The 19,783-nt window shown below is 71.5% G+C and carries 18 protein-coding genes; 13 read left to right on the plus strand and 5 right to left on the minus strand.

The genetic code is table 11. The annotated features are described in order from the left end of the window. The first annotated feature begins 27 nt into the window (after positions 1 to 27). From ACN4JJ_RS04330 to ACN4JJ_RS04340, 3 genes are read left to right on the plus strand one after another with little or no spacing between them, the layout of a single operon-like run. Positions 28 to 1,161, plus strand: coding sequence for an FAD-dependent monooxygenase (locus ACN4JJ_RS04330; protein ID WP_440708671.1), 1,134 nt, complete (start codon positions 28 to 30; stop codon positions 1,159 to 1,161). Further along, on the plus strand, positions 1,158 to 2,162 hold the full coding sequence (locus tag ACN4JJ_RS04335) for an amidohydrolase family protein (protein ID WP_440708672.1): 1,005 nt from the start codon (positions 1,158 to 1,160) through the stop codon (positions 2,160 to 2,162). The genes ACN4JJ_RS04330 and ACN4JJ_RS04335 overlap by 4 nt, the downstream gene beginning before the upstream one ends. Then, a complete protein-coding gene (locus tag ACN4JJ_RS04340) occupies positions 2,159 to 3,148 on the plus strand; it encodes a fumarylacetoacetate hydrolase family protein (protein ID WP_440708673.1) in 990 nt (329 codons plus the stop codon). Before ACN4JJ_RS04335 ends, ACN4JJ_RS04340 begins: the two co-directional genes overlap by 4 nt. A gap of 76 nt (positions 3,149 to 3,224) precedes the next feature. On the opposite strand, the gene ACN4JJ_RS04345 is transcribed toward ACN4JJ_RS04340, so the two are convergent. The 3 genes from ACN4JJ_RS04345 to ACN4JJ_RS04355 form a co-directional block, all read right to left on the minus strand. Then, complete coding sequence (locus ACN4JJ_RS04345) at positions 3,225 to 4,484, minus strand: MFS transporter (protein ID WP_440708674.1); 1,260 nt, start codon at positions 4,482 to 4,484, stop codon at positions 3,225 to 3,227. Positions 4,485 to 4,574: 90 nt separating this feature from the next. Beyond that, positions 4,575 to 5,780 (minus strand): 4-hydroxybenzoate 3-monooxygenase, encoded by a 1,206-nt coding sequence (locus ACN4JJ_RS04350; protein WP_440708675.1) that lies wholly within the window; start codon positions 5,778 to 5,780, stop codon positions 4,575 to 4,577. An 85-nt stretch (positions 5,781 to 5,865) separates the two neighbouring features. Continuing rightward, entirely contained in the window at positions 5,866 to 6,633 is a 768-nt protein-coding gene (locus tag ACN4JJ_RS04355) for an IclR family transcriptional regulator (RefSeq protein WP_440708676.1), read from the minus strand. Positions 6,634 to 6,685: 52 nt separating this feature from the next. On the opposite strand from ACN4JJ_RS04355, the gene pcaH reads away from it, so the two are divergent. The 6 genes from pcaH (at position 6,686) to ACN4JJ_RS04385 (ending at position 12,372) form a co-directional block, all read left to right on the plus strand. Then, positions 6,686 to 7,549: a protocatechuate 3,4-dioxygenase subunit beta gene (gene pcaH / locus ACN4JJ_RS04360; RefSeq protein WP_440708677.1), complete on the plus strand. Its 864-nt coding sequence runs from the start codon at positions 6,686 to 6,688 to the stop codon at positions 7,547 to 7,549. Between the two features lie 2 nt (positions 7,550 to 7,551). Further along, complete coding sequence (gene pcaG / locus ACN4JJ_RS04365) at positions 7,552 to 8,112, plus strand: protocatechuate 3,4-dioxygenase subunit alpha (protein ID WP_440708678.1); 561 nt, start codon at positions 7,552 to 7,554, stop codon at positions 8,110 to 8,112. Next, a complete protein-coding gene (locus ACN4JJ_RS04370; protein ID WP_440708679.1) occupies positions 8,102 to 9,601 on the plus strand; it encodes a lyase family protein in 1,500 nt (499 codons plus the stop codon). The genes pcaG and ACN4JJ_RS04370 overlap by 11 nt, the downstream gene beginning before the upstream one ends. Beyond that, complete coding sequence (locus ACN4JJ_RS04375) at positions 9,598 to 10,401, plus strand: alpha/beta fold hydrolase (RefSeq protein ID WP_440708680.1); 804 nt, start codon at positions 9,598 to 9,600, stop codon at positions 10,399 to 10,401. The genes ACN4JJ_RS04370 and ACN4JJ_RS04375 overlap by 4 nt, the downstream gene beginning before the upstream one ends. After that, the gene (gene pcaC / locus ACN4JJ_RS04380) at positions 10,398 to 10,799 is read left to right on the plus strand and encodes a 4-carboxymuconolactone decarboxylase (protein WP_440708681.1); all 402 of its coding nucleotides are present in this window, start codon (positions 10,398 to 10,400) and stop codon (positions 10,797 to 10,799) included. Before ACN4JJ_RS04375 ends, pcaC begins: the two co-directional genes overlap by 4 nt. A gap of 175 nt (positions 10,800 to 10,974) precedes the next feature. Next, on the plus strand, positions 10,975 to 12,372 hold the full coding sequence (locus ACN4JJ_RS04385; protein WP_440708682.1) for an HNH endonuclease signature motif containing protein: 1,398 nt from the start codon (positions 10,975 to 10,977) through the stop codon (positions 12,370 to 12,372). Positions 12,373 to 12,901: 529 nt separating this feature from the next. Here ACN4JJ_RS04385 and ACN4JJ_RS04390 read toward each other — a convergent pair. Continuing rightward, positions 12,902 to 13,525: a TetR/AcrR family transcriptional regulator gene (locus ACN4JJ_RS04390; RefSeq protein ID WP_440708683.1), complete on the minus strand. Its 624-nt coding sequence runs from the start codon at positions 13,523 to 13,525 to the stop codon at positions 12,902 to 12,904. A gap of 87 nt (positions 13,526 to 13,612) precedes the next feature. Here ACN4JJ_RS04390 and ACN4JJ_RS04395 point away from each other — a divergent pair, with 87 nt between their 5' ends. The 3 genes from ACN4JJ_RS04395 to ACN4JJ_RS04405 are packed head-to-tail and all read left to right on the plus strand — an operon-like array spanning position 13,613 to position 17,434. Continuing rightward, positions 13,613 to 15,259: a CocE/NonD family hydrolase gene (locus ACN4JJ_RS04395; protein WP_440708684.1), complete on the plus strand. Its 1,647-nt coding sequence runs from the start codon at positions 13,613 to 13,615 to the stop codon at positions 15,257 to 15,259. Then, positions 15,259 to 15,747 (plus strand): DUF3237 domain-containing protein, encoded by a 489-nt coding sequence (locus ACN4JJ_RS04400; protein WP_440708685.1) that lies wholly within the window; start codon positions 15,259 to 15,261, stop codon positions 15,745 to 15,747. Before ACN4JJ_RS04395 ends, ACN4JJ_RS04400 begins: the two co-directional genes overlap by 1 nt. A gap of 1 nt (position 15,748) precedes the next feature. Then, positions 15,749 to 17,434 carry an amidohydrolase gene (locus ACN4JJ_RS04405; RefSeq protein WP_440708686.1) on the plus strand — a complete coding sequence of 562 codons (1,686 nt, stop codon included), beginning with the start codon at positions 15,749 to 15,751 and terminating at the stop codon, positions 17,432 to 17,434. On the opposite strand, the gene ACN4JJ_RS04410 is transcribed toward ACN4JJ_RS04405, so the two are convergent. Beyond that, the gene (locus ACN4JJ_RS04410) at positions 17,386 to 18,021 is read right to left on the minus strand and encodes a TetR/AcrR family transcriptional regulator (RefSeq protein WP_440708687.1); all 636 of its coding nucleotides are present in this window, start codon (positions 18,019 to 18,021) and stop codon (positions 17,386 to 17,388) included. The two genes, ACN4JJ_RS04405 and ACN4JJ_RS04410, sit on opposite strands and share 49 nt — an antisense overlap. 83 nt (positions 18,022 to 18,104) lie before the next feature. Here ACN4JJ_RS04410 and ACN4JJ_RS04415 point away from each other — a divergent pair, with 83 nt between their 5' ends. Further along, the gene (locus ACN4JJ_RS04415; protein ID WP_440708688.1) at positions 18,105 to 19,772 is read left to right on the plus strand and encodes an ABC transporter substrate-binding protein; all 1,668 of its coding nucleotides are present in this window, start codon (positions 18,105 to 18,107) and stop codon (positions 19,770 to 19,772) included. Positions 19,773 to 19,783 lie beyond the last annotated feature (11 nt).

Here is a 19,783-nt window from a genome sequence, read left to right on the forward strand (position 1 = left end):
GGTTCTGACAATGACCGAGGACACCAAGTGACCGCCGTACGAACGGTGGCGATCGCGGGCAGCGGCGCCTCCGGCATGGCCGCCGCCATCCTGCTCGCGCAAGGAGGCGTCGAGGTCGACGTCTTCGAGCTGCGGGGCGGGCTGAACGAACACGGCTCCGGCATCACGCTGCAGGGCAACGCCCTGCGCGTGCTCGACCGGCTGGGGGTGTGGAACGAGGCGCGCGAGCTCGGCCATCCCTTCGAGGGGCTGTCGCTCCGGGCGCCCGGCCCCGACGCCCCGGTGGTCGCCGAACTGCCCGAGGTGAAGACCGGCGGGCCCGACTACCCCGCGGGGATGGGGATGTACCGTCCCGACCTGGCCCGGGTGCTGCTGCGCCGCGCCGAGGAGCTCGGGGTGCGCGTGCACTTCGGCGCCCCCGTCACGAACCTCGTTCAGACGGCCGCGGGCGTCGAGCTCGAGATCGCCGACGCGCCCGCGGGCACCTTCGACCTGCTCATCGGCGCCGACGGTGTGCACTCGCTGGTGCGCTCGCTGGTCGGCATCCCGACCCGGCCCGAGCCCACCGGCATGGGCATCTGGCGCACCTTCGTGTCGCGGCCCGCCGAGGTGGAGCACACCGAGCTCTACTACGGCGGCCCCTCCTACATCGCCGGGTACACGCCCACGGGCGACGACACGATGTACGCGTTCCTGGTGGAGAAGGCGCAGGACCGCGCCGGCGTCACCGAGGCCGAGGCCGTCGAGATCATGCGGCAGCAGTCGCTGGCCTACGGCGGTCCGTGGGAGTCGATCCGCGCCGACCTCGAGGCCGGATCCCGGGTGAACTACACCTGGTTCACCGCGCATGTGGTGCCGGCGCCCTGGAACCGCGGGCGCGTGGTCGTGATCGGCGACGCCGCCCACAGCTGCCCGCCCACCATCGCGCAGGGCGCAGCGCAGGCGCTGGAAGACGCCCTCGTTCTGAGCGAACTGCTGCTCGCCGCCGACGAGCTCGACGACGAGCTGTGGACCCCCTTCCACGCCCGCCGCATCCCGCGGGCGACCGCGGTGGTCGAGGCCTCCGTGCAACTCGGGCGATGGCAGCTCGAGGCCGATCGCGAGGCCGACGCCCCGGGCCTGCTGTTCGGCATCGCGCACCGGATGGCGGAACCCGCATGATCACCGACGTGCACGCGCACCTGCTGCTTCCTCAGCTGCACGCGGCCGTGGAGAGCCGCGACCCGGCGGGTGCGGCCGAGGCCGCCGCGCTCGAGCGCCGCCGCAACGGCCTGCCGAGCCTGGAGGCGTCAGGCCGGATGATCGGGGAACGCTTCGCGAAGCTCACCGACCTCGGCACGCGGCTCGCCGCCATGGACGCCCAGGGCGTGCAGCGCCAGTGGGTGAGCGCCTCGCCGAGCCACTTCTACCCCTGGGCGAACGAGGGACTCGCGGTGTGGACCGCCGCCGAGGCGAACCGACTGATCGCCGAGCACGTGGCCCAGGCATCCGGTCGGCTCACCGGCCTCGGCCTGGTACCGCTGCAGCATCCGGCCCGCCTGGTGGAACTGCTCGACGACGCGGTGCTCGGCCGCGGGCTCGCCGGTGTGGAGATCTCGTCGTTCGCGGGCGACGTCGAGCTCTCGGATGACCGCCTGGAGCCGTTCTGGGCCCGGGCCGCCGAGCTCGGCGCGGTGGTGTTCCTGCATCCTTTCGGGTGCAGCCTCGACGAGCGCCTGGACCGGTTCTACCTGGCCAACACGGTGGGGCAGCCGGCCGAGAACGCGGTGGCGCTCTCGCACCTCATCTTTTCGGGGGTGCTCGACCGGCATCCCGGGCTCCGCCTGGTGGCGGCGCACGGCGGCGGCTACCTGCCCACCGTCATAGGCCGTTCCGATCACGCCTGGCGGGTGCGGCCCGAGGCGCGGCAGTGCGCGCACGAGCCCTCGAGCTACCTCACGAAGCTCTGGTACGACACGGTCGTGCACGACGAGCGCACGCTCCGCGCGCTGATCGAGGTGGCCGGGGCGTCACGGGTGCTGCTCGGCAGCGACTTCCCGTTCGACATGGGGCTCGAGGATCCCGTCGCCACGGTGCGGGCGGCCGGGCTGCCCGACGAGGTGCGGGATGCCGTGCTCGGTGAGAACGCCGAGGCACTCCTGCCGGGCGGGGTGCGCTCATGAGGATCGCACGCTGGCGGCACGGGGATGTGCGGGGTGACGGGTTCGTCGTCGGCGACGAGGTGATCGGCTTCGCCGACGGCTCCACGGTGGCCGAGGTCCTGGCCGCCGGCCTCGACGCCGCCCGAGTGCTCGAACGCGAGACGGCACAGGCGCACGCGCTGGGACGGGTATCGGGGGTGCTTCTCCACGAGGTGACCCTGCTCGCCCCGCTGGTGCCCGCCACCATCCGCGACTTCGTGGCGTTCGAGGAGCACGTCGAGGGCGTCAGCGCCTCCGTCGACGGCCGCAGCGAGGTGGTGCCCGAGTGGTACGAGGCCCCCACCTTCTACTTCACGAACCCGCACACGGTGCGGGCGAGTGGCGAGACCGTGCGGCCGCCCGAGACGGCGCGGCTCGACTTCGAGCTCGAGCTCGCCGCCGTGATCGGGGGCGTGCCCGGCCGGCCGGGAGAGAACCTCACGGTCGACGAGGCGGGTTCGCACATCTTCGGCTACACCGTGATGAACGACTGGTCGGCCCGCGATCTGCAGTCCCGTGAGATGAAGGTGCGGCTCGGCCCCTGCAAGGGCAAGGACTTCGCCACGACCCTGGGCCCGTGGATCGTGACCGCCGACGAGCTGGAGGGTTTCGTCGACGACGAGGGTTTCCTCGCGGTGCGGGCCGAGGTGCTCGTGAACGGCGCCCTGATCGGCCACGACCTGGTGTCGAACATGGGCTGGCCCTTCGCGGCTCTGGTGGCCTACGCCTCCCGCAACTCCGTGGTGGTGCCGGGCGATCTGCTGGGCTCCGGCACCGTCGGCAACGGCGGATGCCTCGCCGAGCTCTGGGGGAGGACCGGCGGTCTCACGCCGCCGCCGCTCGTGGCGGGTGACGAGGTGCGGATGGTGATCGAGGGCGTCGGCGAGATCGTGAACGTGGTCGGGCATCCGCTCGCCGCCCCCGCGATCGGCCACGCCTCGCTCCGCAGCCGGTCCCGCACCCGCTGAGGCGCACCCGCTGTACGAATCAGCCCCCATCACCGCCGAGCGGGATGGGGGCTGAAGCGTGTTCGCGGCGGGTGGCTCAGTGGGCGGCCACCACCGGGGTGCGCGTCACCGCGGCCGACCGGGAGAGCACGAGGGCGAGCACGACCGCGAGCACCAGGGCGGCCACCCCCAGCGCGCCGAGCGCGGCCGGCAGGGTGCCCACTCCGCCCTGGAGGGCGAGGATGAGGAGCGGGCAGGCGAACTGGCCGAAGAAGAGGAAGCCGGTCCAGAGGCCGGTGCCCCGGCCGCGCTGCTCGAACGCGAGCCCCGAGATCGCCCAGGTGACCAGGGTCGGGAGCAGGATGCCGTTGCCGAACGAGGTGATGATCGCCCCGACGACGGCGACGGGCGTCGAGGGCGCGAACCAGATCACCACCAGTCCGATCCCGCCGAGCCCGAGGGCGATCGGCAGCAGTCGGTGGGCTCCGAAGCGCGCGATCCAGCGGAACAGGATGGCGCCGATCGCCGTCGCCAGCGAGGCCGCGGCCGTCACCGCGCCGATCACCGCCACCTCGGTGATGCCTTGCCCGGCGAGCACGTAGGGCATCTCGACGATCAGCGAGTAGAACAGGATGCCGCCGAACAGCGTGACCGCGAGCGGCAGGGCCAGCGCACGCCACGGGATCGGGGGCAGCTTCGCCTTCACTCCGGAGGCGGCCCTCTGCACCCGCGGCTGCCAGATCAGGAACGCGACCGGGACCACCAGCACGAGGCTCACGGCGTAGAGCCAGAACGGCGTGCGCCATCCGTTCGCCCCCAGAGCGCCGCCGAGCACGAAGAAGGCGGTCGCCGCCAGGGAGGTGACGACCGTCTGCAGCCCGAAGTACTTGTTCCGCCGCGCTCCGACGAAGTAGTCGGCGAGCAGGGTGGTGCAGCAGGTCATGATGGCGGCCTCGGTGATGCCGACGCCGACGCGGCTGATCACGATGCCCCCGAGGCTGTCGAGGTAGAGGGGCGCGGTGCCCAGCAGGGCGTAGGCGATCAGGGCCACGACGAGCAGGCGCTTACGGCCCAGCCGATCGACGATGGCACCCGCGAAGGGCGCGATCAGGGCGATCATCAGCGCCGGGATGGTGAGCACGAGGGGCACGAGGGCGTCGGATCCCGGCACCGACGCGAAGACGCCGGTGAGGGTGGGGAGGATCGGCGCCAGCAGCACCGCGCCGAGCACGGGGAGGCAGCTGCCGATCAGCAGCAGCACCCCCTGGATCGTGGTGGCGGGTCTGCCGGTGACGGGATTGACCACCGCGTCGCGCACGGTGCGCGGAGCGTCGGTGAGTGAGGCGCTGTTCGTCATTGAACACCCTTTCTGGACGGTTACCCGATGGTGGTCGCGCGGTGGTTCATCAGGGAAGACGCTTTAGGGGATACGGCTGATAGCTCCCGTTTATAGTGCCCGTGGCTGTCGGGCCGGCGGCCAGCCGGTGTACGCCTCGGCCAGATAGGTGCGGCCGGCCTCGGACTCGACCACGGTGCGCAGCTCGCCGAGCTGCCGCCGGCGGTCGAAGTCGCCGGCATCGGGGGCCGTGTGCAGCAGGCTCGTCATCCACCACGAGAAGTGCTGGGCCTTCCAGATGCGGTCGAGGGCCCGCTCGGCGTAGGTGTCGATGAGCCGCTCGTCGCCCTCGCCGAGCAGCGCGCGCAGGGCCTCGGCCAGCAGCACGACGTCGGCGACGGCGAGGTTCATGCCCTTGGCGCCGGTGGGCGGCACCGTGTGCGCGGCGTCGCCGACCAGGGCCACCCGGCCGCGGCGCAGCTCGTGCGCCACGAAGCTGCGGAAGCGCAGCACGTCGCGCTGGATGATCGGGCCCTCGTTCAGGGTCGTGCCGGGCACCCGTGCCTGCAGGGCGTCCCAGATCTCGGCGTCGCTCGGCGCGGCCGCGTCGGCGTCGGGGTCGCACTGGAAGTACATCCGCTGCACCTGGGGGCTGCGCTGGCTGATCAGGGCGAAGCCCTGGTCGGAGTTGCTGTAGATGAGCTCCCGGGCGCTCGGCGGCGCCTCGCACAGGATGCCGAACCAGGCGAACGGGTACTCCCGCAGGTAGGCGCCCGAGCGCGAGCCGGTGACGGCGGCGCGCACGACGCTCCGCGATCCGTCGGCGCCCACCACGAAGTCGGCGTCGATCCGCAGCGGCTCGCCCTGCGCATCCGTGGCGACGACCGCCGGGTGCAGCGCGTTCGAGTCGTCGACGCCCTGGACCGTCGCGCCGAAACGGATGTCCTGACCGGCACCGAGCCGGAGCGCGAGCAGGTCTTTCAGCACCTCGTGCTGCGGGTAGAGCCAGACACTGCGGCCCACCAGGGAGGGGAAGTCGATGCGGTGGCCCTCGCCGCCGGAGTCGCCGAAGCGCAACTCGATGCCGTCGTGCCGGTGGCCGACGGTGTCGACGCGGGTGGCCGGATCGATCGCGCGCAGCAGATCGACGGTGCCCTGCTCCAGGATGCCGGCGCGGATGGTCGACTCGATCTCGGCGCGCGAGCGGGAGTCGACGATCACCGACTCGAGGCCGGCGTCGGCCAGCAGCTGGGACAGGACGAGCCCGGCGGGCCCGGCGCCGACGATGGCGACGCGGGTGCGGATGGTGGTGGACATGGCGTCTCCTTCGACGATGGTGCCGCCATTGTGCGAGGCGGGTGCGCATCCGGAGTCCATGATTCCCGATGATCGGGAATCCGCGTCAGGAGCGGTAGCCGAGCGAGCGGGCGATGTCGACGGCCGCCCGATGCAGCTCCACGACCGCGAAGGCGGGCTCCGCGTCGCGGGGCAGCACCACCGAGAGGGCGGCGATCACGCTCCCGGTCTCGTCGCGCACGGGGACGGCGATTCCGGTCGACACCTCCTCGATGGAGCCCGGCGCGATGGCGTGGCCGAGCTGCCGCACCTCGGCGAGTTTGCGGCGAACGGCCTCCGGATCGCTCAGGGTCGCCCGGGTGAACGGCGCCAGCCGTGACGAGAGCACCCGTTCCTGCAGATCGGGCGCCCCGAACGCGAGCAGCACCAGGCCGGAGCTCGAGGCGTGCAGGGGCAGCCGGCCGGCCACGCGGGTGATGTTCGAGCCGGAGTCGGGGCTGCTGAGACGTTCGAGGAAGAGCGCCTCGTCCTGCTCCAGGATGGCGAGCTGGGTGTGCTCGCGCACCCGCGACTGCACCCGCTCCATGAACGGCATCGCGGCCTGGCGCAGCCGGAGCGCGTGCGAGGAGCGGGTCGACAACTCCCAGAGCCGCATGCCGATGCGCACCCGGCGCTCCTCGTCGCGCTCCAGCAGTCCGGCCTCGACGAGCTCGTTCACGATGCGGTGCGCGGTGGAGCTCGGCAGGCCGGCGCGGCGGCCGATCTCGGTGGCGGTCTGCACCGTGCGGGTGGGGGTGAAGGTGTCCAGGATGCGTACCAGGCGGTCGGTCGCGGAGTCGCCCGTGGGGGAGTTGGCCATGCTCCAGGATGCCACGCCTGCGCCATCGTTCCCATTCATCGGGAAGACTTCACATCCGGTCCGCCCGATGCCCCACCATGGATCCATCCCGTTCCGAGGCGTCGAAGGAGACACCGTGACCGCACCGACCGCCGTGGCTCCCGAGAGCCTGCTGGCCGCGCCCGACCAGGCCTCGCAGCGCGAGATCACCGCCGAGATCGGCGAACGGCACGCCGAACTGGCCCGCCGTGAACAGGCCGGGGAGAGCATCCGGTCGACGGTGCACGACTTCCCGCCGTATCGATCCAGCCTTCTGCGGCACCCCACCAAGAACCTCAAGCTGGTCGATCCCGAGACCATCGAGCTGCTGTCGCCCGCCTTCGGGCAGCGCGACGTGGCGGCGGTCGAGAGCGACCTCACCGTGCAGCACGCGGGGGAGCCGCTGGGCGAGCGGATGACCGTGCGCGGCCGCCTCACCGACTCGTGGGGCCGGCCCCTCGCGAACCAGCTGATCGAGATCTGGCAGGCCAACTCGGCCGGCCGGTACATCCATCAGCGCGACCAGCATCCGGCGCCGCTCGACCCGAACTTCACCGGGGCGGGGCGGGCCGTCACGAACGCCGCCGGCGAGTACGCGTTCACCACGATCAAACCCGGCCCGTATCCGTGGAAGAACCACGTCAACGCCTGGCGGCCCGCGCACATCCACTTCTCCGTCTTCGGCAGTTCGTTCACGCAGCGGCTGGTGACGCAGATGTACTTCCCGGGCGACCCGCTGTTCGCGCTCGATCCCATCTTCAACTCCATCTGGCGGCCGAAAGACCGGGAGAGCCTGATCGGCGTCTACGACCACGACCTCACCTCGCCCGAGTGGGCCACGGGGTATCGTTTCGACATCGTGGTCGACGGGCCGGATGCCACGTGGTTCGAGAACGAGAACGAGAGCGAGTGACCGTGTCCGTTCCCGCACGCACCCTGCGGCCGACGCCCGGCCAGACGGTCGGCCCGTTCTTCGCCTACGGCCTGGCGTATGAGCGGATGAACCAGGTCGTCGATCCCTATGCTCCCGGTGCCGTGCTGCTCGGCGGCACGGTCTTCGACGGGGCGGGCGACCCGGTGCCCGACGCCTTCGTGGAGATCTTCGGTGCCGATCCGGACGGGGTCGTACCGCGCTCCCGGGGCGCGTTCCGGCGTGACGACCACACGTTCACCGGCTTCGGCCGGGCCTTCACGAACGACGACGGCCGCTACGAGTTCTTCACCCGCGCTCCCGGGGCCGCACCGGGCCGGGCCGCGTTCTTCGCCGCCATCGTCTACGCCCGTGGGCTGCCCGACAAGCTGCACACCCGCATCTACCTGCCCGACGACGCCGCCGCTCTGGCGGCCGATCCGTTCCTCGCCTCGCTCGACGCGGGGGAGCGGGCGACGCTCGTCGCCTCGCGCGCGGCCGACGGTCAGCTGCACCAGGACATCCGCCTGCAGGGCGAGGGGGAGACGGTGTTCCTTGCCTTCTGACGCCTTCGACCGCGGACTGCTCGCGCCGGTGACGGTGGGGCACGACGACCTCGTCTCCGACGACGCCGTGTACGCCGCCCTCGTGGAGGCCGAACTCGGGCTGGTGCGGGCCTGGTCGGCGATCGGTGCCCTCCCCGCCGAGACGGCCGGGGCGATCGGCGCCGCGTGGGGTCCGGATGCCGAGGCCGTGCCTGGAGCCGGGACCGTGCTCGGGGCCGGGTCTGCGGCCGGGGCCGGGTCCGGGTCTGCGGCCGGGGCCGGGTCTTCGCTCGCGATCGACGTGGCCGGGCTCGCGGAGGCTGCGATCGACGGTGGCAACCCCGTGATTCCGCTCGTGGGTCTGCTCAAGGGGGCGCTCCCGGCCGACGAGCGCCGCTGGGTGCACCGCGGCGCCACCAGCCAGGACGTGCTCGACACCGCGCTCATGCTCGTCGCACGCCGGGCGGTCGACGCCGTCGTCGTCGACCTCGCCGAGGCCGAGGCGTCGCTGGCCGCCTTCGCCGCCGAGCACCGCGACCTCGTGGCGGCCGGCCGCACCCTCGGCCAGCACGCCGTGCCCACGACCGTCGGGCTCCGTGCCGCAGTCTGGCTCGGCGGCATCCGGCGTGCCCGCCTTCGTCTCCAGCAGCTCACCCTGCCGGTCCAGCTCGGTGGGGCGGCCGGAACCCGGGCCTCGTTCCTCGAACTCGGTGGCCCCGAGGCCGCGTTGCTGCCGGCCCGGTACGCCGAGGCGCTCGGGCTCGACGACGCGCACGACGTCTGGCACACCAGCCGCTGGCCCGTCACCGAGCTCGCCGACGCCCTCACCCAGACCACGGATGCGCTGGGCAAGCTGGCCGGAGACGTCGTGACCCTCTCGCGCACCGAGATAGCCGAGCTCTCCGCCGGGGCCGGTGGCGGATCGTCGGCCATGCCGCAGAAGAGCAACCCCGTGTCGGCCGTGCTCATCCGCTCGGCCGCCCTGCGCGCCCCGCAGCTCGCGGCGACCCTGCACCTGTGCGCCGCGCTCGCCGACGACGAGCGCCCGGCCGGAGCCTGGCACGCCGAGTGGCCGACGCTGCGCGAGCTGCTGCGGGTCGTGCTGGGGGCGAGCGCTCACGCGGCGAGGCTCGCTGCGGCCCTGCGTGTCGACCAAGAGGCGGTGGCCCGGAATCTCGCGGTCACTCACGGACTCATCCTGGCCGAGCGGCTCTCGATCGTGCTCACGCCCCTCATCGGCGCCGAGCGCGTGGCTGCCCTGGTGTCCGCCGCCGGTAAGGGCGGCGACCTGGCGGCGCTGCTCGCCGAGCTGCCCGAGGCGCGCGACCTCGACATCGCCGCGCTCCTGGACCCGGCGACCTACACCGGCGACGCCGCACCCGCCGTCGATGGTGCCAACGGCCGTGGCGCCGCCGACCGTGTAGCCGCCGACGACGGCGCCATCACCCGCGACGGCGCCACCACCGACAGCGCCACCGCCCACGACAGCACCGAGGAGGCGCGGCGATGACCGTTCCCACGCTGGCCATCCGGGAGCTCGGCGGCGGTGCCGGGCTGCCGCTGCTCGTGCTCGGGCCGTCGCTCGGCACTTCGACGATTCTGTGGGAGGCCGCGGTGCCCGCGCTCGCCGAGCACTACCGCCTGCTGGCCTGGGATCTACCCGGGCACGGTGGGTCGGCGGCGACCGCCGACGCCTTCACCGTGGCCGAGCTGGCCGACGCGGTCGTGGCCGCGGTCGACGGCGTGACCGCCGGCGGGGAGTCCTTCTTCGTCGCCGGCGTCTCCCTCGGCGGTGCGACGGGCCTCGAACTGCTGCTGCGGCACGGCGACCGGGTGCGGGCGGCGGCGATCGTCGCCTCGGGCGCCCGGCTCGGCGACCCGCAGGCGTGGCACGACCGGGCGTCGAAGGTGCGGGCCGAGAGCACTTCCAGCCTCATCGTCTCCTCGGCGGAACGCTGGTTCGCACCCGGTTCGGTGGCCGCGCATCCGGAGCTCACCGGGCGTCTGCTGCATGCTCTGCAGGACGCCGACGACGAGTCGTACGCCCGGTGCTGCGAGGCGCTCGCCGCCCACGACGTGCGGGAACGGCTCGGAGAGGTCCCGGATCGCGTTCCGGTGCTCGCGCTCTGGGGTCGTCACGACGCCGTCGCTCCTGAGGCGAAGGCGGTCGAGGTCGCGACCGGTGTGCCGAATGGGGAGTCGGCCGTGATCGAGGGCGCCGCGCATCTTCCGCCTGCCGAGCAGCCGGAGGCCACCGCCGCCGCGCTGATCGAGTTCTTCGCCCGCCACACCGAGGGAGCACGCCCATGACCAGACCCGAAGGCGACGGCCTCACCGACGCCGAGCGCTGGGAGCAGGGCATGGCCGTGCGCCGCGCGGTGCTCTCCGCCGAGCACGTCGATCGCGCCACGGCGGCCACGACCGATCTGACCGCCGACTGGCAGGACTTCATCACCCGCACGGCCTGGGGTGACGTGTGGTCGCGCCCGGGACTGGACCGGCGCTCGCGCTCGATCGCGGTGCTCAGCTCGCTCATCGCCCATGGCCACGAGGAGGAGCTCGCGATGCACCTGCGCGCCGCTAGACGCAACGGGCTGACGGTGGCGGAGATCGGCGAGGTCATCCTGCAGTCGGCGATCTATTCGGGAGTCCCGGCCGCGAACACCGCGTTCCGCATCGCGTCCACGGTGTTCGCGGAGAACGCCTGAGGCGCGTCTCGTAAAGCGCCGGTGGTCGGCGGGCGACGATCGTCGGTATGGGGATCGCGGAGGACGTGTCCCTCAGCGGCCGGAGACTACAAATCGACCGGATCACCCACTCCGCGGGGGCTCTTCGATCGCAAAGATTCGAGCTTTCATCAGGTCTTTCTGATAGAATCTCAGTATGCAGAACGACGCTCAACTCCCAGAGATCGCCAACGATCTCCGCGGTGTCGTGGGCACGATCTGCGCAAGGCTGGCAGGGCTTCCCCACGAGGAATTGCTGAAGGTCATGGCCGATTTCGAGGCCATTGGGCGGACGATTTCGGCGGGGCAGGTGCGGGTGGCTGGTGAGGTCGGGGTGCGGTCGCGCAGCGAGCTGGGGGATGAGGGGTTGAGTCGGTCGCAGAACTTCACCAGCCCGGTCAAGCTCGTCTCCACCGTCACCGGCACCTCGGCGCGGGAGAGCAAGGCGCGACTCGAGCTCGGGCGCAGGCTTCGCGGTGGCGTGCTGTTGGGTGGCGGCGAAGGGCCAGCCCCGTTCCCGGCCGTCGGCCAGGCCCTTGACGACGGTGTCCTCGGGGTTGAGTCGGCGTCGATCATCGTCAACCGATGCACCGAACTGACGGAGCGCGGATGCGCCCCTGATGTCGTGGCCAGTGCCGAGCAGACCCTCGTCGACGAGACCCTTACGCGCCATCTGACTGCCGATCAGGCGGCCAGGCTCGCCACCCATCTGCGTGAGGTGATCGACCCGGATGGTGCCGAGCCCAGGGATGAGCGGCTCCAGCAGCAGCGGTCGCTCACGATTGCGCAGGCAAGCGATGGGATGATCCGTGGGCGGTTCGCGCTCACCCCCGAACAAGGCGGGGTGTGGTTGGCGAGCATCCAGGCCATGCAAAGCCCCCGCGTCGCCGGTTCACCGGGCGGCGGGCCCCGGTTCCTCACCGAAGACGAGTTCGTGGCGCAGACCGCCACTGCTGACATCCGCACGCAGGTGCAGAAGAACGCTGACACCGTCACCGAGTTGATCGCCCGCGCGGCCGGCGCCCCCGACATGCCGCGCCTGAACGGCGCCACCACCACGGTTAATGTCCACATCTCCCTCGATAACGTCGAGACCGGTCGCGGTGTGGGGTGGATCGACGGTATCGACGAACCCGTTCCCGCCTCCACCATCGCCCAACTGCGCTGCACCTCTCCGATCGCCGCGACTCTATTCAGTGATCGCGGTGCGGTGCTCTACCACGGCAAGACAGAACGCCTCTTCAGCCCCGCCCAGAACCGGGCCCTCGCCGCGCGAGACGGCGGGTGCGTGTGGCCCGACTGTGACCGGCCACCGTCGTTCTGTGAAACACACCATGCAGACGAATGGGTTTCCGCGGATCATCCGCCGGGACGTACCGATATCGACAATGGCGTGCTGCTCTGTCATTTCCATCACTCGCATCTGCATAAGTCGGCCTGGAAACTGACCATGCTTGCGGGTGTGCCGCACCTCATCCCACCGAGGTGGATCGACATCGCTCAAACACCGATCCCGACCACCCGGCGACGCACCCTCCGCCACCCAGCCGCCTAATCCAGCCTGCCCGTCTCTGAGAACCGGGCACAGTCATCGAGGGCAAGCGCGAAGCGCGCGGCAGCCCCATCGACGTGCCAACCACCCGGCCACCGAACCGCACGGGGCTGCCGCGCGCTCCGCGCTTGCCGACGATGATCATGGCCGGGTCGACAATTGTGTGGTTCGGTAAGGGCCTGATTGCATTCGGGGCAGTCGAAGATTGCCCGTGACAGTCGCGGACGGCCGGGCACGCGAGCCCGGCCGGCGAACGCGCCACTGCACACGCACCACGGTCTGATCCTGTCGCAGCTCTCCACTGGGACATCGTCGCGGTTCGGCCGCAGACTCCGACCAGATCAACCACAGGAGACGGTCGGAGATCACTGGCGGTCGGTCGATCACGTTCGATGAGGTCGACGTCAAGATTCGTGACGCCATCGAACAAAACTCGCCGTCTTGAAGCAACCATCACCATCTCGACACACGCTTCTCAAGGCACGCCCTCTGGTCCGCTCCGAGACACCGATCGAGCGAAACCGTCTGCTGGTCAGCGCTGGTCCGTGGGTGACGCGGGCAGGGCGGCGATCAGGCGCTCGGCGCTGCGCCGCGCGGAGGCCGTGCGCTGCGCCGAGACCTCGAGGTCGGCCATGAAGACGTTGCCGATGGCCAGGGTCAGGATGCCGTACGCGACGTCGGCACGGGCATCCGGTTCGCAGCCGGGGCGCGTCGTGGCGAGGATCGCGGCCAGCTCGGTCTGCGACGACAGGTACGCGTCGACCACGATCGCGTGGATGCGCGGATTCGTGCGCGCGGCGTCGACGAAGGCCAGCGCCACGGTGTTCTCGGGGCCGGGTTCGGCGAAGTCGCCGAACAGGTAGTCGAGCGCGGCCTCGATGGTGGTGGTGTTGTCCGGCAGAAAGGTGCCGCCGTGCGCCGCGACGGGATCCTCGGCCTCGGCCTCGGGCACCTCGCCGAAGTACAGCAGCACGGCGGCATCCGCGAGCACTGCGTCGCGGTTGCCGGCGTAGTGCCGTACGTGGCCGCGGGCCATCCCGGCCTCCTCGGCGATGCCGTCGAGTGTGGTGCCGGCGAGACCGTGCGCGGCGACGCAGCGGATGGCCGCCTCGAGGATCTGGCGGCGGCGTTCGGCAGCGAGGGAAGGGCGGCCCACAGTGGCTCCTGAAAAGTTATTAGTCGGACTTGACTAAAAACTATCAGAGTGTCTACCGTGTGGAAACCGCAACTTCGGAAGGACACCGTGATAGAGATCGAGAAGGTCGGCCCGGGGCCTGTCAGCCCCCTGGCCCGCGAGGAGTTCGTGCGGATGCGCGACGGGGTGCGCCTGGCCACCGACGTGTATCTGCCGGGCGGCGACGAGGCCCCGGGCGACACCATCCTCATCCGCCTGCCCTACGACAAGAGCGGCGCCTACACCTTCATCCCGCTGATCGCCGAGTACTTCATGCGCTCGGGGTATCGCGTCGTCGCGCAAGACGTGCGCGGCAAGTTCCGCTCCGAGGGCGAGACGCTGCTGTTCGTCAACGAGGCCTACGACGGCTACGACACGATCGACTGGATCGCGCAGCAGCCCTGGTCGAACGGCCGCGTGGCGATGTGGGGCGACAGCTACTACGGCTACACGCAGTGGGCGGCGGTCTCGACGCAGCATCCGGCTCTCAAGGCCATCGCACCCCGGGTGACCGGCACCCAGCTCGGCGAGCCGGTGCAGAAGAACGCTGACGACGTGGTGCGCCGGGTCGAGTGGGCCATCACCTACCTCTACCCGCTGTCCTACTTCCATTCGCAAGACGCCTACTTCTGGCCGCTCGACCCCGAGCGCCGCCCGTTCAGCGACCAGGCTGAGCAGGCGATCGCCGCCATCGGCTCGCGCTCCATCTCGTACGACCAGTGGTTCCCACGGCCCGTGCACCTGCGGCGGTTCCCCGCGGGCAGCCCGTTCGACGCCCGCCCCGTGCCGACTCTGCACACCATCGGCCTCTGGGACAACTGCGCGCCGCTGTCGTGGGCCGACGTGGCCGAGATACAGAAGCGGCCGGCCTGGGCGATGAACCACTTCCTGCGCCTGGAGGCGATGGACCACGAGTCGTTCTACCTCGACGACCCGCTCGAGGCCCGGGTCGAGGAGCGATCCGAGTCGCAGATCCGGGCCGAGTTGCCGCGGATGCTGCAGCCCGCCCTCGACTTCTTCGAGGTGTTCGTGCGCGCCAACGGCGGAGCCGACGACATCCCTCGTGTCACCTGGGCGCTCGCGGGCACCCGGGAGGTGCGCACCGCCGAGTCCTGGCCGCCGGCGCACACCGCAGAGCGCGCGCTCTTCGCCACCGCCGAAGGTCTGCTGGCGACGGCTCCGGATGCCGCGACCACCGAACGAGGGTGGACGCACGATCCCGCCGACACGGTCCCCTCCAGCGTCGCCAACGCCTTCGCCTTCCTCGCCGCCCAGCCCGACGAGGCGGCCCTCGGCGACCGTGACGACGTGCTGGTCTTCACGGGCGACGCGCTCGACGAGCAGCTCGACCTGGCCGGCCCCGTCACCGCGACCGCCCGCATCCACTCCGACGGGCCGGTCATGGACTTCTTCGTGCGCCTGCTCGACGTGGCCCCCGACGGGCGGGCGTTCCGGATCGCGCGCGGCCAGGTGCAGCTCACCGACGCCAGGCGGCCCACCGGCGTGACCGTCGACCTCGGCCAGGTGGCCTACCGGCTCGCGCCGGGCCATCGGCTGCGGGTGCACGTCAGCAGCAGCGACCACCCCGAGTTCATCCCGCAGCCCGGCACCGGCGAGGACCCCTGGTCGGCGGTCGAGACCCGGCCCAACCGCCAGACCCTCGTCCTCGGTCCCGAGGCCGGATTCGCCCTGACCATCACCACCCTGGAGGACTGATGACGACCCCATCCGCGACCACTGTTCCGACCCTGCCCGACCCCGTTCTCGAGTTCGCCTTCGAGATCCGCGCCGGCATCGACCCCTTCGTGCGGATCGGCCGCAGCGCCGACGAGGAGCTGACGTTCACGCCCGTGAGCGGCGGAACCGTGGCCGGCCCGCTGCTGAACGGCACGGTGCTCCCGGGCGGCGGCGACTGGGCTGTGGAGCGCAGCGGCACCGCCCAGCTCGAGGCCCGCTACCTGATCCGGGCCGACGACGGCACCGCGATCGACATCCTCAACCGCGGCTACTACCGGGCCTCCGAGGAGGTCATGGCGCGGGTGGAGGCAGGGGAGAACGTCTCCGAGAGCGAGTACTACTTCCGCACCGCGCCGGTGTTCCAGACGGATGCCCCGGCCCACCGCTGGCTCGCCGAGCACCAGTTCGTGGGGCTCGCGCGCGACGAAGACGGCCAGGTCTGCATCCGCATCTACGTGGTGCGCTGAGATGACCGCGGCGTTCGACAGCATCCTCGTGGGCGGCCGGGCCTTCTCGGCCGGTTGGGAGGGGTCGCGCCCGCTGGGGGTGGGCGTGCGCGACGGCCGGATCGCGGCCGTCGCCGCCGACGACGAGCTGCGCGCGGCCGGGGCCGCCGAGGTGGTGGAGCTGCGCGGCGGCCTCGTGCTGCCGGCCTTCCACGACGCCCACGCGCATCCGATCGCCGGGGCCGTGGAGCTGCTGCAGTGCGACCTCGCCGACGCGGCCGACGCCGACGACTGCCTCGCGCGCGTCGAGCGGTACGCCGCGACGCTGCCCGAGGGCGCGTGGGTGCTCGGCGGTGGCTGGTCGATGCCGCACTTCCCGGGTGGCACCCCCACCCGTCATCAACTGGACCGCGTGGTGGGCGGGCGCCCGGTCATGCTGCACAACCGCGACCACCACGGCGTGTGGGTGAGCACTTGCACGCTCGAGCTCGCCGGAATCACCGCCGCCACGCCCGATCCCGCCGACGGCCGGATCGAACGCGAGGCCGACGGCACCCCGAGCGGCGTGCTGCACGAGGGCGCGGCGCACCTGATCGACCACGTCGTCCCCGGCACCAGCACCGAGCTCGCCGCCCGCGCGCTCGACCGGGCGCAGAGCGACTTCTTCGCACTCGGTCTCTCCGGCTGGCAGGACGCCTGGGTGGGCCGCACCGCCGGTGTCGACGACCTGCTCGACACCTACGTCGCCGCCGTGCAGGCCGGCACGTTGCGCGCCCGCATCACCGCCGCCCTGTGGTGGGAGCGCGACGGTGGCCTCGCCCAGCTCGCCGGCCTGCGTGAACGCCGTGCCCGGGTCGAGGCCCTCGGCCGGCCCGATCTGCTGATCGCCGACACCGTCAAGATCATGGTCGACGGGGTCGCCGAGAACTTCACGGCCGCGCTCAGCGAGCCGTACCGCGATGCCTGCGGGCACGCGACCGGCAACAGCGGACTCACCTTCCTCTCCCCGCACGACCTCACCGAGGCCGTGGTGGCGTTGGATGCCGAGGGCTTCGAGGTGCACCTGCACGCGCTCGGCGACCGGGCCGTGACCCTCGCGCTCGACGCCCTCGAGGCGGCGCGCGACACCAACGGGGTGCGCGCATCCCGCCACCACCTGGCCCACCTGCAGCTCGTGCAGAGCGCCGACGTGCCACGCTTCGCCGCCCTGGGCGCCACCGCCAACCTGCAGATGCTGTGGGGTGCCGTCGACGACCAGCTCGACGAGCTGACCTTCCCGTTCATCGATCCGCGACTGGTCGGGCGGCACTACCCGTTCCGCGAGCTGCGGGATGCGGGAGCACGGCTCGCCGCCGGATCGGACTGGCCGGTCTCGACCCAGGACCCGATCGAGGCCATCCACGTCGCCGTCAACCGCGCGGCCCCGGGGGAGGAGCCGGACGACCGCATCCGCACCGATCAGGCGCTGGACCTGGCCGACGCACTCGCCGCGTACACGGCCGGGTCGGCGTGGGTGGGCGGCCGGAGCGCCACGACCGGTGCACTGGTGCCGGGGATGGCCGCGGATCTCACGGTGCTCGACATCGATCCGTTCGGCTCGGCGCCCGAGGAGCTGTACCGCGTGCGCGTGCGGCAGACCCGGGTGGCGGGGGAGAGCGTCTACGGTGCGGACTCCGACACCGGCGCCGACGTCGAGGGTGCGCTGTGATCGGCGGTGGAGCGGGTCGACCGGGGCAGCCCCGCCATCGTGGCGTGCACCATCGCTCTCACGCGCGCGTCGTCCCAGTGCTCCGGATCCTCCATGGTGGCGATGTACGTTCCGCGAACGAGCACGTACAGCAGCTCGGCGACGTGCCGGGGGTCGGCGAAGCCGGACTCGCGCGCGGTCGCTTCCAGGTCGTCCTGGAACTCGAGCGACTCCCGCTGCAGCGAGGCCCGCAGCTCGGGCTCGACGTCCACGTTGGCCACGATCTCGAGGATGAGCGTGCGCAGAACGGCGTCGTCGGGGCTCGAGCTCAGCGACCAGTCGACCAGGCCGGCGAGCCGATCGGGAGCCGGCAGCGCCGTGACGCTGGCGTTGCGCTCGTCGAGCCAGCGGTCCCGTCCCTGGTCGAGGGCGTTCTTGATGAGCGCGGCGCGAGACGGCAGGTAGTTCGTGACGAGGGTGGTGGAACCCCCGAGCTCGCGGGCCACCGAACGGATGGTGACCGACTGCGCACCCGTGGTGCGCGCCACCCGGATGGTCGCCGCAGCGATGTCGGCGTATCGCTGGTCGGTATTCACCTCGCGGGGCATGACATCAACTCTATACAGCGCCGTAACGTGGATGCAACAATGATGTACAACACTGTTGCACAACAGATACGAAAGGGAACGAGATGAGAATCCGAGGCACAGCCGCCGCGGTCGTCGCAGTCGGGGCAGCGGTCGTGCTGCTCGCGGGATGCACACCCCGGGACAGCAGCACCGACACTCCTTCGGGAGCATCCGCCACCTCCACCCCCGTCGACCTCGTCTCGTCGATGCCCGCGGGCACGAAGGCCGTCGACGAGGTCACCTGGGGCCTGGCCGAAGGGGAGCCGGCGCTGCTGGCTCCCGGGGGCGACTACAACTTCGTCACCCCGAACCTGTGCGACAACCTGCTGCGGGTGACGCCCGACTTCGGCGTCGAGGCCGGCATCGCCGAGAGCGCCGAGTTCGTCGACCCGGTCACCTTCGTCATCGACATCCGCCCCGGCGTCACCTTCTCCGACGGCTCGCCCGTCACCCCCGACGACGTGGTCTACAGCCTCGAGCGCGACCGCGATCAGCGCTCGGCGTTCTACGGCGCGACCGTGCTCATCGCGCCCGGCGCCGACGGCATCGCCGTCACCGGCGAGAACCAGGTGACCGTCCGCTTCGTCGCCCCCGACTCCACGTTCCGCGATGCGATCGCGGGCGGCGCCGGGGCCGTGCTGAGCAAGGCGTTCGGCGAGCAGGCGGGCGCCGCCCTCGGCACCTCGGCCGGCGGCGTGCTGTGCGCCGGTCCCTACAAGCTCGAGTCGTGGACCCCCGGGCAGGAGATCGTGACGGTCGCCAACGACACCTACTGGGGCGGTGCTCCCGAGGTGAAGAAGATCACCTACAAGTTCGTGCCCGACGGCACCACGCTCACCAACGCACTGTTGGCCGGGGAGATCGACGGGGCGTTCAACGTGCCGCCGGCGAACCGCGGCGAGTTCGAGTCGTCCGACGCCGGCACCTTCGTGGTCGGTCCCTCGACCGCGTCGTTCTCGTTCGGCCCCACGCGCAGCGAGGGCCTGGGCGCGAACCCGAAGATCCGGCAGGCCCTCAGCCTCGCCATCGACCGCGATCAGTACATCCAGACCGTGCTGAACGGTCTGGGCGAAGCGCAGTCGACGTTCGTGGCTCCCTTCTCCTGGCAGGGGTCGGATGCCGCGGCCACCTACGAGGCCGGGTACGACGCCCTGCAGGCGCCCACCTATGATCTCGACGCGGCGAAGAAGCTCGTCGAGGAGTCGGGTGAAGACACTTCGGTGCCGCTGCGCATCGTGATCCCGGCCGGATCGACCGAACTCTCGCAGACGGCGGCCATCATGCAGAGCGCCGCCCAGCAGATCGGCCTCACCGCCGAGATCGACGAGCGCCAGGCGGCCGACTACGCCGCGATGTTCTCCGACCCGTTCAACGAGAGCGTGCGCGCCGACACCGACCTCATCGCGGCGACCGGCTACACCGAGACCCCGGGCGTGCTGGCCTACCCGCAGCTGTTCCTGCTGCCGCCGGACCAGGGCGGCATCTTCAACTGGAGCGGCTACGCGAACCCCGACGTGACCGCCGCGTTGCAGACCGCGCGCACGACGCCGGATGCCGAGGGCGCCGCCGCGGCCTACGTCGACGCCCAGGCGATCTTCGCGCCCGACCAGCTGCAGGTCACCCTCGCCGGGGCGTACCACACCACGTTCCTGTCGAACGATCTCACCGGTGTCGTCACCTCGATCGCCGCGTACTCCAGCCCCTGGGCGCTCGCGCTGGGTGGCAAGTGACCGGGGCGCTG

This window comes from Herbiconiux dendrobii (assembly GCF_052048175.1).
Classification (GTDB): domain Bacteria; phylum Actinomycetota; class Actinomycetes; order Actinomycetales; family Microbacteriaceae; genus Herbiconiux.

Excerpts from the sequence above, each read along its gene's own strand:
- ACN4JJ_RS04335 (WP_440708672.1), top strand. The coding sequence starts at position 1,158 with ATGATCACCGACGTGCACGCGCACCTGCTGCTTCCTCAGCTGCACGCG.
- ACN4JJ_RS04340 (WP_440708673.1), top strand. The coding sequence starts at position 2,159 with ATGAGGATCGCACGCTGGCGGCACGGGGATGTGCGGGGTGACGGGTTC.
- ACN4JJ_RS04345 (WP_440708674.1), bottom strand. The coding sequence starts at position 4,484 with ATGACGAACAGCGCCTCACTCACCGACGCTCCGCGCACCGTGCGCGAC.
- ACN4JJ_RS04350 (WP_440708675.1), bottom strand. The coding sequence starts at position 5,780 with ATGTCCACCACCATCCGCACCCGCGTCGCCATCGTCGGCGCCGGGCCC.
- pcaH (WP_440708677.1), top strand. The coding sequence starts at position 6,686 with ATGCCCCACCATGGATCCATCCCGTTCCGAGGCGTCGAAGGAGACACC.
- ACN4JJ_RS04375 (WP_440708680.1), top strand. The coding sequence starts at position 9,598 with ATGACCGTTCCCACGCTGGCCATCCGGGAGCTCGGCGGCGGTGCCGGG.
- pcaC (WP_440708681.1), top strand. The coding sequence starts at position 10,398 with ATGACCAGACCCGAAGGCGACGGCCTCACCGACGCCGAGCGCTGGGAG.
- ACN4JJ_RS04385 (WP_440708682.1), top strand. The coding sequence starts at position 10,975 with ATGCAGAACGACGCTCAACTCCCAGAGATCGCCAACGATCTCCGCGGT.
- ACN4JJ_RS04400 (WP_440708685.1), top strand. The coding sequence starts at position 15,259 with ATGACGACCCCATCCGCGACCACTGTTCCGACCCTGCCCGACCCCGTT.
- ACN4JJ_RS04405 (WP_440708686.1), top strand. The coding sequence starts at position 15,749 with ATGACCGCGGCGTTCGACAGCATCCTCGTGGGCGGCCGGGCCTTCTCG.
- ACN4JJ_RS04410 (WP_440708687.1), bottom strand. The coding sequence starts at position 18,021 with ATGCCCCGCGAGGTGAATACCGACCAGCGATACGCCGACATCGCTGCG.
- ACN4JJ_RS04415 (WP_440708688.1), top strand. The coding sequence starts at position 18,105 with ATGAGAATCCGAGGCACAGCCGCCGCGGTCGTCGCAGTCGGGGCAGCG.